We start from the raw sequence: 12,083 nt of genomic DNA on the forward strand, positions 1-12,083 counted from the left end.
AGCGTGCCGTGCCCCGGCGCTGCGGGGCGCGGCACGGGCTCGGGTGAATCAGCTGTCGCCGGGTCGGCGACCGCGGGTTCAGCCGACGTTGGCGCAGGAGTTGCCGAACGCCGGGTTCAGCAGGCCGATCACGTTGATGCTGTTGCCGCAGACGTTGATCGGAACGTGCACCGGGATCTGGATCTGGTTGCCGGAGAGCACGCCGGGGGAGCCGGCGGCCACGCCCTCGGCGCCCGAGCTGGCGAACGCGCCGCCCGCGGCACCGAGCACCAGGCCGGTGGCGGCCAGCGACAGGGCGGCGGCCTTCTTGAGGTTACGCATGTCTGTTCCTCCGATTTCTGCCCCGACGGAAGGGAAATGTCGGGAAACGGGCGAGCACGAATACTCACCCGAAGGGTTCAGGGATTGCCGTGAATGTCACTCCGGCGGCGCACACCGGCGTGTTGCGCCCGTGGCTCGGGCGTCGACGCAGCCGCCGCGTTCTTCCGGCACCTCGCGAACATTTCCCGCACGGCCGGGAACTGTCCGGACAGAGGTGCGACCAGGAATTCCCGGTCAGGCGTTCAGGCGGTGTCGCCGAACGCCGGGCTCTGGGGGGCCCACCACGTCGACCGGCCCGCCGTGGGCCGCGGTGCCGACGTGGCCGTGGGCGAGCTGTGCATGGGCGGTACTCGATTCGTTGAGCAGGGCCTGATGGATCGTCTTCGTGAGGGAGAACGAGGCAACGCGCGCGGGGAAACGGTCCGGTCCGGTGATCACCCGAATGCCGCTCGGTGACCGGATTGGGCCAGACGGGTGACAGTGCGGGCACCCTCGCAACCGGTCCGGACGGGTCTCGTTCTAGATGTCGCACTCCCCGTGCATCTCTGTATGAACAGTCAGGAGGCTCACATGAGCATCAAGAAGACCGCCGCCGTCGGCGCGGCCGTGGTGGGCATCGTGGCCGCCGGCGCCGGCACCGCCATGGCCAGCTCCGGCGCCGAGGGTGTTGCCGCCGGTTCCCCCGGTGTCATCTCGGGCAACCAGATCCAGGTTCCGGTTCACATCCCGGTCAACCTGTGCGGCAACAGCGTCGACGTGATCGGCCTGCTGAACCCGGCGTTCGGCAACCACTGCGCCAACCTGGGCTGAACCCACCCCCGGTTCGGCCGGTGAGAGCCGCCGTTCCGCGCTTCCCTCCTGGGGCGCGGAACGGCGGCTCTTTTCGCGCGTCCGCTCGTGTTCTCCCGCGTCCGCGCGGGCCCGCCCGTGGGGCCACCGTTCCGGGGTCGGGTTCCCGGTGCTGTCACGAGCCTTGTTGCACTACTTGTCAGTACCTAGAATGTGAGACCTGCTCACCTTTTCGGCACCTCTCTTGCCCCGCACCGCCCGGCACCCCAGGCCGGGCGGCCCCCACCCCCGCAAGGAGTCGCGTGTGATCAGGTTCCGTACGTCCGCTGCGCGGCGAGCGCGAACGGGCTCGTCCCGGTCCGCCGCGCTGCTCGCCACCGGCGTCCTCGTCGCCGCCCTCGGCCTGGCCGGCGCCCCCGCCGCGCTCGCCGACAGCGCCCCGGCCCCCGCCCCGGCCCCCACCCGCCCGGCCGCCATCGTCGCCCTCGGCGACAGCGCCATCTCCGGGGAGGGCGCCGGCACCGACACCGGCGACGGCTACTTCCCGGAGACCGACACCCCCACCAACTACTGCCACCGGCACCCCAAGTCGGAGATCTTCGTCACCGACATCCCCGGGGTCACCCCGATCGACCTGGCCTGCTCCGGTGCCCAGACCGGCGACCTGGTCAGCGACCCAGAACTGGCCAAGATCACCGGTGGCGGCAGCGGCGACTACGGCGAGCCCAAACAGGACGTCAAACTCGCCGACACGGCGGCCAAGTACGACGTCAAGATGGTCGTCGTCACCATCGGCGCCAACGACGACTTCGACTTCAGCGGCATCATGATGCACTGCCTCGCGCAGTACTTCCCGATCCCCAAGGACCAGGGCTGCCGGGACACCATCGGCAGCGACGAGATCCGCCGCCGGGCCAAGGCGGTCCAGCCCAAGGTGGTCGCGGCGCTGCAGAACATCCGCCAGACCATGCGCCGGGCCGGCTACGCCGACTCCGCGTACCAGCTGGTCTACCAGTCGTACTTCAACCCGATCACCCCGGACATCCGGCGCAACGACTACCTCGGCAAGATCGCCGACGGCTGCCCGGCCTTCCCCGAGGACCTCGCCTGGGGCCACGACTGGGTGGTCCCCACGTTCAGCGACGCGCTTCGCGGCGCGGCCGAACAGGTTTCCGGCGTACGGTACTTGGACCAGCGGAGGGTCGCCTTCGGGCACGAGGTGTGCGCGGAGTGGACGAGTTCGCCGTACGAGTACAGCAACGGGGACGTCATCAACCTCTCCGAGTGGACCCGCAACGGCTGCGACTCGCAGATCGGCATCCCCGGGCTGTGCATGAACATGGTCCGCCAGTCGTACCACCTGCGGGTGGCCGGCTACCGCGGTGAGGGCGTCTGCCTCGGTCAGTTCTTCGCCCGGCCCGACCAGGCGGAGGCGTACTGCACGCTCAACCAGCAGAACACCACCTCGATCCAGCCGCTCACCCCCGGCAAGCCCTTCGGCGACACCCCCGAGGACGGCTCCTGGTACCAGCTCACCAACGCGGCCACCGGCAACGCCCTCGACCTCAGCGGCGGCGGCACCTACGGCGACTCCACCAACGGCCGGGCCGCCATCAGCTACCCGGCGACCGGCGGGCTGAACCAGTCCTTCGTCCTGGAGGCGAAGGCCGGCGGCAGCTACGAGGCGGACTTCAGCGGCAACCGCGGCATGTGCCTGGACGCCAACGCGGCCTCCACCGCGCCCGGTACCCGGATCCAGCAGTGGGGCTGCAACGGCGGCGCCAACCAGCACTGGGTGTTCACGCCGGCCGGCAACGGCAGCTACAAGATCGCCGACTCGGCGGACCCGACCAAGGTCCTGGCGGCCGGCGCCACCCTCGACGCCAAGGGCAACCCCTACGTCGAACTCGCCACCGACACCGGCGCCCCCGCCCAGCTCTGGCAGCTCACCAAGCTCGGCATCGTCTACCTCCACAGCTGAGCCCTGGCCGTCGCCCACCCCTGACCTCAGGCCGTCGCCGCCCCCAACCGGGCGGCGACGGCCGCACCCATCGGGTACGCCGTTTCCACCGGCAACAGCGCGGCATCGCGCTCCCGCCGCACCCGGTCCGCCAGTGCCGTGACGTCCGTGATCCCCCGGATCCACTCGTCCGCGTAGCGCCGCACCGCGTCGCCGCGCAGCCCGACCTGGATCGTCCGCCACTCCAGCGCCCGCAGGTCCGGCCCGCGCTCCGGATCCCACTGCACCCGCACCGGGCTCTGCCGCAGCTCCCGCTTCCATGCCGCCTGCGAGGCGTGCACCCGCCCGGTGTAGCCGCTCAGCACGGCGCGCTCCAGCGCCCAGTCGAAGCCCTCGCGGCTGATCTCCAGCGCCAGCACCCGCTCCTGTCCGGGGCTCCGGCCCCAGTCGCTGCGGTGCATCATCCAGAGGAACGAGGGCTTGATCCAGGTCATCCGGTCCCGCTGGAACGCCTCCGGGAACCGCCCTTCGGCCGCCGCCGGTTCGGCGATCGCGGGCGGGAAGGCCTGGTAGACGGTGAGGGTGTCGGCGGTGTGGAGCGCCCGGATCTCGTGCTTCGGCGGCTGGAGCGGCATGCGGGCATCGTCGGGGGCGGCGACGGTCGGGCGCCACGGGTTTTCCGGGCCGGGCGGGGGCGGGGCGGGGCGTGGGGGCGTGCCGTAGGCTCTCCGGAACGTCGTTGCGCCGGAGCCGCGCACACCATGAGCGGGGCGGGGAGTACCCACAGCAGATGAGCACGGCATCGAGCACCGAGTCGTCCAGCACCGAACCGTCCAGCGCCGAGCCGGTGGCCGGGCCGCGGGAGCCGGTCGAGGAGCGGGCGGGCCGTACGCCCGGCCGGTTCATGGCGCTGGTGGACCGCTTCGCGCCCGCGCTGGGCGCGTACGCGGTGGTCAAGGCGATCGGCCTGACCGTCTTCCTGATGCTGCTGGAGCACACCGGCGACTACCTGAAGAAGCAGCCCGGCCGGGGTGGCGGCGCCCACGCCTGGGACGTGCTGGGCACCTGGGACGGCATCTGGTACCAGCGGATCGCCGAGAACGGCTACGACCCGCAGCTGATCGAGCTGCACGGGTTCCCGCTGGCCACCTACTACGAGAACTCCGCCGCCTTCTTCCCGCTCTACCCGTGGCTGATGCGGCTGGTCGGCGCGGTCACCGGCCTCGGTCCGTACGGCTCCGGGATAGCGGTCTCGGTGCTCGCCTCGCTGGTCGCCGCGGCCGGGATCTTCGCGATCGCGGAGCGGCTCGGGGGCTTCCGGGCGGGTGTGATCGCCGCGGTGATCTGGGGTCTGTTCCCGGGCTCGGGCGTGGAGTGGGCGGTCTACTCGGACTCGCTGTTCGTCGCGCTGTCCGCCTGGGCCTGCTACTGCGTGATGACCCGCCGCTGGATCGCGGCCGGGCTGCTGGCCCTGGTCGCGGGCCTGAACCGGCCGACCGCGGCCGCGCTGATCGCCGCGGTGTCGATCGCCGCGCTGGTCGCCCTGGTGCGCCGCACCGACGGGGTGGCCCGCCCGCTGACCGCGATGCTGATCACCCCGTGGGGCCTGTTCGGCTTCGTCGCCTGGGTGGGCTGGCGGATGGGCGACTGGGGCGGCTACTTCAAGCTCCAGCGCGGCGCCTGGAACCGCTACTTCGACTTCGGCGCCTCCACGGTGCGCACGGTGATGGACGTGATCACCGGCCACTGGGACTTCTGGCAGTCCAATCCGGTGCCGGACCTGATCGCGATCGCCCTGCTGATCGCCCTGCCCGGCCTGCTGGTGCTGCTGGCGCGGGCCCGGCCGCCGCTGGTGCTGTGGGTCTTCACCGCACTGACCGTCTTCACCGCGTTGAGCAGCAACCAGATCTTCGGCAACATCTCCCGCTACCTGCTGCCGGCCTTCCCGCTGTTCATCGGTCTGGCGGTGGCGCTGCGCAAGGTGCGGACCTCCTCGCTGATCGGGCTGTTCGCGATGCCGGCCATCGCGGCGGGCTGGTACGCGGGCTATGCGCTGTTCGAGTTGGGTATCCCGTAACCCCGGTGTTGGTTGGCTACGGGATCATCCGGCAGCAGACGGGCCGTTGCTAATCTCGGACGTATGACGACGACCCCGCCCGTGCGCCGGATCCGCGACATCTCGGGCCTGCTGGACCACGCGAGCCACGTGCTGGCCACCCGGATGGCGGCCGCCTTCACCGAGCTCGGGATCACCCCGCGCGCGTACTGCGTGCTGTTCCACGCGCAGCAGGCCGAGCGCACCCAGATCCAGCTGGCCGAGCTCGCGGACCTGGACAAGACCACCATGGTGGTCACCGTCGACGAGCTGGAGAAGGCGGGCCTGGCCGAGCGCCGTCCGTCCGCCACCGACCGGCGGGCCCGGATCATCTCGGTCACCGAGGCGGGCGAGCGCGCCGTCGAGCGGGGCACCGCGATCGCCGACCGGGTCCACCGGGAGCTGCTGGAGGCGCTGCCGCAGCCCGAGCAGGAGGTCTTCGTCGCGGCCCTGGCCCGGCTGGTGGACGGGCACCTGGCGGAGCCGGTCGAGAGCGAACGCACCGTCCGCCGGGCCCGCCGCTCCCGCGGCTGACCCGCCCCGGGAGCCGGTCCCGGGGCGGACCGGATTGACGGACCGTCAACCGCCGTTGCCCCGAACGGCGTTCAGCGGCCAGTGGTCAGCGACCGGCGGTCAGCGGCACACTCACGGCCAGACCAGGCAGTACAGCTGGTGCCCGGCGTCGTGGAGGCGGTTGGCGAAGTCCTGCCACTCGTGCAGCATGCTGTAGATCACGAAGGCGTCCCGCGGCCCGCGGCGGTCCGGGACGGTGGACCAGATGAAGGCGGCCGCGCCGAGTTCGGTCTCGTCCGCCTTGCGCAGCGGTTCGACCACGTTGTGGGGGAGTTGGACGACGGCGTAGTCGGGGTGCAGGACGACGAGCTCCAGCGGCGGCACCTGGTGCAGCGGCACGCCCTGGATGCCGGTGAGGACCATCGCGCTCATGGTCTCCGGCTTGATCTTGGTGGAGAGGTGGCCGGTGGGGGAGCCGCTGGTCTCCATCAGGTCGCCGAGCCGCCCCAGCGCGCCGAGTTCGCCGGCGTCCAGGCCCAGTCCGCCCGGGCCGAGGGCGGTGGGGACTCTGGCGGCGGTGGCGCGGTCCGGTGCGCCGAAGTACTTGTACGTCACCCCCACGCGTCCCTCACCCCGCCTCTCGCCACCGCGACGACCACGACCCGTACCCGCTCCCGTACCCCCGCGTGCGGTCTCGGCGGGCCTGCGGGGGCCACCCGCTGCCTCGTCGAACCCGTCCTGCGCCTCGGACACTCGGACCATCCTCACCGGAATTCGCCGGAATCGACAGACCCCCGCACGACCGGCGTCCCGCCGGCCGTGCTCCTTACCGTCATTCGCCGCCGTGCCTACTCGCGGGCCGTACCCACCAGCGGCACACAGCAGTCCTCTCCACACCCCTGTACACAACCGGAGCGCTCGCGCACTCTGTGCACACAGTCTGACTGGTCCGTGTGACGGAACAACCAGCGGCCCCGCCCGTACACCACCGCCACGGGCGACCGTCAGGGACAACCGTACAGACAACGGTGCCCGGATCATCGTTCCAGATGATCGGGCCGGACATGCAGAGCTCAAGGACACGATTTGAGACCATGTCTCCCGTGAGCTACCCCTACGAAGCCCCCCAGTCCCAGTCGCTGTTCGATCGCGCCTCCGTGGTCACGCCCGGCGGCGTCAACTCCCCGGTGCGCGCCTTCCGCGCGGTCGGCGGCACGCCGCGCTTCATGGTGTCCGGCACCGGCCCCTACCTCACCGACGCCGACGGCCGCGAGTACGTCGACCTGGTGTGCTCGTGGGGTCCGATGATCCTCGGCCACGCGAACCCGGCCGTGGTCGACGCCGTCCAGCGGGCGGTCTCCCGCGGCACCTCCTTCGGTACGCCCGGTGAGGGCGAGGTCGAGCTGGCCGAGGAGATCGTCTCCCGGGTCGCCCCGGTCGAGCAGGTCCGCCTGGTCTCCTCCGGCACCGAGGCCACCATGTCCGCGATCCGGCTCGCCCGCGGCTTCACCGGCCGGGCGAAGGTGGTCAAGTTCGCCGGCTGCTACCACGGTCACGTGGACGCGCTGCTGGCCGCCGCCGGTTCCGGCGTGGCCACCTTCGGCCTGCCGGACACCCCGGGCGTCACCGGCGCCCAGGCCGGCGACACCATCGTGCTGCCCTACAACGACCTGGCCGCCGTCGAGCAGGCCTTCGCCGCCCACCCGGGCGAGATCGCCTGTGTGATCACCGAGGCCTCGCCCGGCAACATGGGCGTCGTCCCGCCGCTGCCCGGCTTCAACGCCGGCCTGGCCCGGCTCTGCCGGGACAACGGCGCGCTGTTCGTCTCCGACGAGGTGATGACCGGTTTCCGCGTCTCCAAGGCGGGCTGGTACGGCCTGGAGGCGGCGCACGAGGGCTGGGCGCCGGACCTGCTGACCTTCGGCAAGGTCATGGGCGGCGGCTTCCCGGCCGCGGCCTTCGGCGGCCGGGCCGACGTGATGGCCCACCTGGCCCCGGCCGGCCCGGTCTACCAGGCGGGCACCCTGTCCGGGAACCCGGTCGCCACCGCGGCCGGCCTGGCCCAGCTGCGCGGCTGCACCGACGAGGTGTACGCGACGGTGGACAAGGTCTCCGCCGAGATCTCCGGCCTGGTCTCCGAGGCGCTCACCAAGGAGGGTGTGGCGCACCGGCTGCAGACCGCCGGGAACATGTTCTCGGTGTTCTTCACCGAGGCCGCCGTCACCAACTACGACGAGGCGAAGACCCAGGAGGCGTTCCGCTTCACCGCCTTCTTCCACGCGATGCTGGCCGAGGGCGTCTACCTGCCGCCGTCCGCCTTCGAGTCCTGGTTCGTCTCGTCGACCCACGACGCCCGGGCGATCGAGCGGATCGCCGCCGCGCTGCCGGCCGCGGCCCGCGCCGCTGCCGCCGCCACGGCCTGAGCCCCCTCCCGACCACAGGAGCAGTTGAGAAGTGAGCGCCAAAGAGATCACCGTCGTCCACGTGATGCGCCACGGTGAGGTGCACAACCCGGAGGGCGTGCTGTACGGCCGCCTGCCGGGCTACCACCTGTCCGAGCTGGGCCGTCAGATGGCCGACCGGGTCGCCGAGGACCTCGCCGGGCGGGACGTCACCCACGTGGTGGCCTCCCCGCTGGAGCGGGCCCAGGAGACCGCCGAGCCGATCGCCAAGGCGCACGGTCTGGAGGTCGCGGCGGACCCGCGGCTGATCGAGGCGGAGAACGTCTTCGAGGGCAAGACCTTCGGCGTCGGCGACGGTTCGCTGCGCAACCCGGGCTACTGGAAGTACCTGACCAACCCGTTCAAGCCCTCCTGGGGTGAGCCGTACCTCGACCAGGTGGTGCGGATGATGGGTGCGCTCGGCGCCGCCCGGGACGCGGCCCGCGGGCACGAGGCGGTCTGCGTCAGCCACCAGCTGCCGATCTGGATCCTCCGCTCCTTCGTGGAGCGCCGCCGGCTCTGGCACGACCCGCGCAACCGGCAGTGCTCGCTGGCCTCGCTGACCAGCTTCACCTTCGAGGGCGACAGCATCGTCTCGGTCGGGTACCGCGAGCCGGCCCGTGACCTGCTGCCCGCGCACCTGGTCGGCAAGGGCCGCAAGGGCGACAAGCCGGTGGGCAAGAGCTTCGGCGCCTGAGGCCCGTAAGCGGTGCGTAAGTATGACTTCGGGTCACCCGGCGAGCGTCGGGTGGCCCGAAGTCTTCGCAGGTCAGAGGGTGTGCGACGCGCAAGGTAGGACCCCGGCGAACCCGCCCGGAACTCCATGCGAAACTTTTCACATGTCTGCCATGACGCGCCCCCGTCCCCGTGTCGCCGCAGCCGCCGCCACAGTCGCCGCCGCTGCGCTCGTCCTCACCGGCTGTTCCTCCTCGGGCTCGTCGAGCAGCAGCGAGGGGCAGGTCGGGTTCGTGACCGTCAAGGGGACCAACCTGTCGAAGGCGGACACCGGCAAGCGCGGGGACGCGCCCGACGTCTCCGGGGAGACCCTGGAGGGCAACCAGGTCAAGCTCTCCGACTACCGCGGCAAGGTCGTGGTGCTGAACGTTTGGGGCTCCTGGTGCGGGCCGTGCCGGGCCGAGGCGAAGAACCTCCAGGCCGTCGCGGACGAGTACAAGGACAAGGGCGTCCAGTTCCTGGGCATCAACACCCGGGACACCGACAGGACCAACGCCGTCCGCTTCGAGCAGGAGCAGGGCGTCTCCTTCCCGAGCATCTTCGACCCGGCCGGCACCCAGCTGCTCAAGTTCCCCAAGGGCAGCCTCAACCCGCAGTCCATCCCGACCACCCTGGTCGTCGACCGCGACGGCAAGCTGGCCGCCCGCGCCGTCGGCGGGACGACCCAGGAGGCGCTGGAGTCGATCGTCCAGCCGGTGGTCGCGGAGCAGCAGCAGTGAGTGCGCCGCCGAACGCCGCCGCACTCCCGCTGGCCGACACCTTCACCACGGTCCAGAGCGGGGCGCTGCTCGCCGCCGCGCCGGTCGCGCTCGCGGCCGGGCTGGTCTCGTTCTTCTCGCCCTGCGTGCTGCCGCTGGTGCCCGGCTACCTGTCGTACGTGACGGGCTTCTCCGCCGCCGACCTCGCGGACGCCCGCGGCGCCAGGCGCGGCCGGATGCTGCTCGGGGCGACCCTGTTCATCCTCGGCTTCACCGTGGTCTTCGTCTCCGGCGGGGCGCTGTTCGGCCAGTTCGGCAACACCCTGCTGGAGCACAAGCGGGCCATCTCGATCGTGCTCGGCTCGCTGACCGTGGTGATGGGCCTGGCCTTCATGGGCCTGGTGCCCGGTCTGAGCATGCGCGAGGTGCGCTCGCACCGCCGCCCGGCCGTCGGCCTGCTCGGCGCGCCGCTGCTGGGCATGGTGTTCGGCGTCGGCTGGACGCCCTGCATCGGCCCGACCCTGGCGGCCGTCCAGACGCTGTCGCTGAACCAGGCGGACGCGGCGCGCGGGGCCCTGCTGATGACCTTCTACTGCCTGGGCCTCGGCGTACCGTTCATCGTGGCCGCGCTGGCCTTCCGCCGGGCGCTGGGCGCCTTCGGGTGGGTCAAGCGGCACTACCCGCTCGTGATGCGGATCGGTGGCGGCATGCTCGTCGCGGTCGGTCTGCTGCTCGTCACCGGGATCTGGGATTCCTGGATGAGCGAACTGCAGTCCTGGACCGCCGACTCCCAGATCGGAATCTGACCGTGAGCAAGACCACGACCGATACCGAGCTGCCCCCGGCGCCGGACGACGACGCCGCAGCCGAACGGCTCAGCAGCGCGCCGGTCGAGTCCGAGGGGCCGACCGGCATAGGGGTGCTCGGCTGGGCGCGCTGGATGTGGCGCCAGCTGACCTCGATGCGGGTCGCCCTGATCCTGCTGTTCCTGCTGTCGCTGGCGGCCATCCCGGGCTCGCTGATCCCGCAGAACGGCCAGAACCAGTTCAAGGTGCAGACCTGGAAGGCGCAGCACACCACGGTCGCGCCGATCTACGAGAAGCTCCAGCTGTTCGACGTCTACAGCTCGGTCTGGTTCTCCGCGATCTACATCCTGCTGTTCGTCTCGCTGGCCGGCTGCATCATCCCGCGCACCTGGCAGTTCGTCGGCGTGCTGCGCTCCCAGCCCCCGGCCGCCCCGCGCAACCTGACCAGGATGCCGGTGCACGCGGTCTGGCGCACCGGGGCGGCGCCGGAGCAGGTGAACGCGGCCGCCCACCGGCTGCTGCGCAAGCGCGGCTTCCGGGCGAACGTGTCCGGCGACTCGGTGGCCGCCGAGAAGGGCTACCTGCGCGAGGTCGGCAACCTGCTGTTCCACCTGTCGCTGTTCGCGCTGCTCGGCGGCTTCGCCTGGGCCAGCCTGGCCTCCGGCACCGGCGGCAAGCTGATGGTCGAGGGCCAGGGCTACTCCAACACGATCACCCAGCTCGACGACTTCACCGGCACCCGGTTCTACGGCAACCAGGACCTCGACCCCTTCTACCTCAAGCTCGACGACTTCACCTCGAAGTTCCAGAACACCGGTGACCAGATGGGCGCCGCCCGTCAGTTCACCGCGAACGTGGAGTACTACGAGGGCAGCGACGAGTCGAAGATGAAGAAGGGCACGATCGAGGTCAACCACCCGCTGGAGATCGGCGGCAGCAAGGTCTACCTGATCGGCCACGGCTACGCCCCGGTGATCACCGTGAAGAACGGCAAGGGCGACGTGGTCTACCACGACGTCGTGCCGTTCCTGCCGCAGGACGCCAACCTGACCTCGACCGGCGTGGTGAAGGTCTCCGACTACGGCGCCGGCCCGGACGGCAACCGGACCCAGCTGGGCTTCTCCGGGTTCTTCCTGCCGACCGCCCCGCTGAGCTTCGCGGGCACCGGCCCGATCTCGCTGTTCCCCGGCGACGCCGCCCCCGAGCTGGTGCTGAACGCCTTCTCCGGCGACCTCGGCACCGACTCCGGCCTGCCGCAGAACATCTACCAGCTGAACACCTCCAAGCTCACCCAGCTGCAGCAGGACGGCCAGCCGGCCAAGGCGCTGCTCAAGCCCGGACAGGGCTGGACCCTGCCGGACGGCTACGGCACCGTCACCTTCGAGGGCTACAAGCAGTGGGCGAGCTTCAACGTCTCGCACCGCCCCGGCAACGAGATCGCGCTGACCGGCGCGGTGCTGGCGATCCTCGGCCTGATCGGCTCGCTGTTCATCCAGCGCCGCCGGATCTGGGTGCGGGCGGTGGCCCTGCCGGGCGGCGGCACCCAGGTGGAGCTGGCCGGCCTGGCGCGCAGCGAGTCGGCGAAGATCGCCGAGGAGCTGGCCGAACTCGCGGTGGACCTCCAGGACGACGCCCCGGCGTCGGAGGAGGACGACACCGTGGTACCGGAAGACCCCGCAGCAGAAGACCCCACAGCCCCTGCCGACCAGAACTCCAAGGAGTAGA

12 protein-coding genes are annotated in these 12,083 nt (G+C 71.2%); 9 read left to right on the forward strand and 3 right to left on the reverse strand.

Features of this window, described 5'->3' with window-relative positions; translation table 11 throughout:
- Window positions 1-78: 78 nt before the first annotated feature.
- Window positions 79-321 carry a chaplin gene (locus ACIQWA_RS14415; RefSeq protein WP_402482112.1) on the reverse strand — a complete coding sequence of 81 codons (243 nt, stop codon included), beginning with the start codon at window positions 319-321 and terminating at the stop codon, window positions 79-81.
- A gap of 570 nt (window positions 322-891) precedes the next feature.
- Between ACIQWA_RS14415 and ACIQWA_RS14420 the strand changes: the two genes are divergently transcribed.
- Together ACIQWA_RS14420 and ACIQWA_RS14425 are read left to right on the forward strand one after the other, a co-directional pair.
- Window positions 892-1,131 carry a chaplin gene (locus ACIQWA_RS14420; protein WP_360225917.1) on the forward strand — a complete coding sequence of 80 codons (240 nt, stop codon included), beginning with the start codon at window positions 892-894 and terminating at the stop codon, window positions 1,129-1,131.
- A 283-nt stretch (window positions 1,132-1,414) separates the two neighbouring features.
- A complete protein-coding gene (locus ACIQWA_RS14425; protein WP_402482115.1) occupies window positions 1,415-3,091 on the forward strand; it encodes an RICIN domain-containing protein in 1,677 nt (558 codons plus the stop codon).
- Window positions 3,092-3,117: 26 nt separating this feature from the next.
- Here ACIQWA_RS14425 and ACIQWA_RS14430 read toward each other — a convergent pair whose 3' ends face one another.
- Complete coding sequence (locus tag ACIQWA_RS14430; RefSeq protein ID WP_402482117.1) at window positions 3,118-3,705, reverse strand: DUF4291 domain-containing protein; 588 nt, start codon at window positions 3,703-3,705, stop codon at window positions 3,118-3,120.
- A gap of 155 nt (window positions 3,706-3,860) precedes the next feature.
- Between ACIQWA_RS14430 and ACIQWA_RS14435 the strand changes: the two genes are divergently transcribed.
- Together ACIQWA_RS14435 and ACIQWA_RS14440 are read left to right on the forward strand one after the other, a co-directional pair.
- Window positions 3,861-5,147 carry a hypothetical protein gene (locus tag ACIQWA_RS14435; protein WP_402482120.1) on the forward strand — a complete coding sequence of 429 codons (1,287 nt, stop codon included), beginning with the start codon at window positions 3,861-3,863 and terminating at the stop codon, window positions 5,145-5,147.
- A gap of 63 nt (window positions 5,148-5,210) precedes the next feature.
- Window positions 5,211-5,699: a MarR family transcriptional regulator gene (locus ACIQWA_RS14440; RefSeq protein WP_360225926.1), complete on the forward strand. Its 489-nt coding sequence runs from the start codon at window positions 5,211-5,213 to the stop codon at window positions 5,697-5,699.
- Between the two features lie 111 nt (window positions 5,700-5,810).
- On the opposite strand, the gene ACIQWA_RS14445 is transcribed toward ACIQWA_RS14440, so the two are convergent.
- A complete protein-coding gene (locus ACIQWA_RS14445; RefSeq protein ID WP_350507657.1) occupies window positions 5,811-6,293 on the reverse strand; it encodes a hypothetical protein in 483 nt (160 codons plus the stop codon).
- Between the two features lie 479 nt (window positions 6,294-6,772).
- Between ACIQWA_RS14445 and hemL the strand changes: the two genes are divergently transcribed.
- The 5 genes from hemL (at window position 6,773) to ACIQWA_RS14470 (ending at window position 12,082) form a co-directional block, all read left to right on the forward strand.
- Window positions 6,773-8,101, forward strand: a complete 1,329-nt coding sequence (gene hemL / locus ACIQWA_RS14450; protein ID WP_402482123.1) for a glutamate-1-semialdehyde 2,1-aminomutase — start codon at window positions 6,773-6,775, stop codon at window positions 8,099-8,101.
- 64 nt (window positions 8,102-8,165) lie between these two features.
- Window positions 8,166-8,816 carry a histidine phosphatase family protein gene (locus ACIQWA_RS14455; protein WP_360227634.1) on the forward strand — a complete coding sequence of 217 codons (651 nt, stop codon included), beginning with the start codon at window positions 8,166-8,168 and terminating at the stop codon, window positions 8,814-8,816.
- Window positions 8,817-8,967: 151 nt separating this feature from the next.
- A complete protein-coding gene (locus ACIQWA_RS14460) occupies window positions 8,968-9,573 on the forward strand; it encodes a TlpA disulfide reductase family protein (RefSeq protein WP_360225932.1) in 606 nt (201 codons plus the stop codon).
- Entirely contained in the window at window positions 9,570-10,358 is a 789-nt protein-coding gene (locus tag ACIQWA_RS14465) for a cytochrome c biogenesis protein CcdA (RefSeq protein ID WP_360225935.1), read from the forward strand. Before ACIQWA_RS14460 ends, ACIQWA_RS14465 begins: the two co-directional genes overlap by 4 nt.
- Window positions 10,359-10,360: 2 nt before the next feature.
- Window positions 10,361-12,082, forward strand: coding sequence for a cytochrome c biogenesis protein ResB (locus ACIQWA_RS14470; protein WP_402482128.1), 1,722 nt, complete (start codon window positions 10,361-10,363; stop codon window positions 12,080-12,082).
- The last annotated feature ends 1 nt before the right edge of the window (window position 12,083 follow it).

This window comes from Kitasatospora sp. NPDC098652, from assembly GCF_044760155.1.
Classification (GTDB): domain Bacteria; phylum Actinomycetota; class Actinomycetes; order Streptomycetales; family Streptomycetaceae; genus Kitasatospora.

What these genes read in the sequence shown, in the direction of transcription:
- ACIQWA_RS14415 (WP_402482112.1), bottom strand. Translation starts at nt 321, where the DNA reads ATGCGTAACCTCAAGAAGGCCGCCGCCCTGTCGCTGGCCGCCACCGGC.
- ACIQWA_RS14420 (WP_360225917.1), top strand. Translation starts at nt 892, where the DNA reads ATGAGCATCAAGAAGACCGCCGCCGTCGGCGCGGCCGTGGTGGGCATC.
- ACIQWA_RS14430 (WP_402482117.1), bottom strand. Translation starts at nt 3,705, where the DNA reads ATGCCGCTCCAGCCGCCGAAGCACGAGATCCGGGCGCTCCACACCGCC.
- ACIQWA_RS14435 (WP_402482120.1), top strand. Translation starts at nt 3,861, where the DNA reads ATGAGCACGGCATCGAGCACCGAGTCGTCCAGCACCGAACCGTCCAGC.
- ACIQWA_RS14440 (WP_360225926.1), top strand. Translation starts at nt 5,211, where the DNA reads ATGACGACGACCCCGCCCGTGCGCCGGATCCGCGACATCTCGGGCCTG.
- hemL (WP_402482123.1), top strand. Translation starts at nt 6,773, where the DNA reads ATGTCTCCCGTGAGCTACCCCTACGAAGCCCCCCAGTCCCAGTCGCTG.
- ACIQWA_RS14455 (WP_360227634.1), top strand. Translation starts at nt 8,166, where the DNA reads ATGCGCCACGGTGAGGTGCACAACCCGGAGGGCGTGCTGTACGGCCGC.
- ACIQWA_RS14460 (WP_360225932.1), top strand. Translation starts at nt 8,968, where the DNA reads ATGACGCGCCCCCGTCCCCGTGTCGCCGCAGCCGCCGCCACAGTCGCC.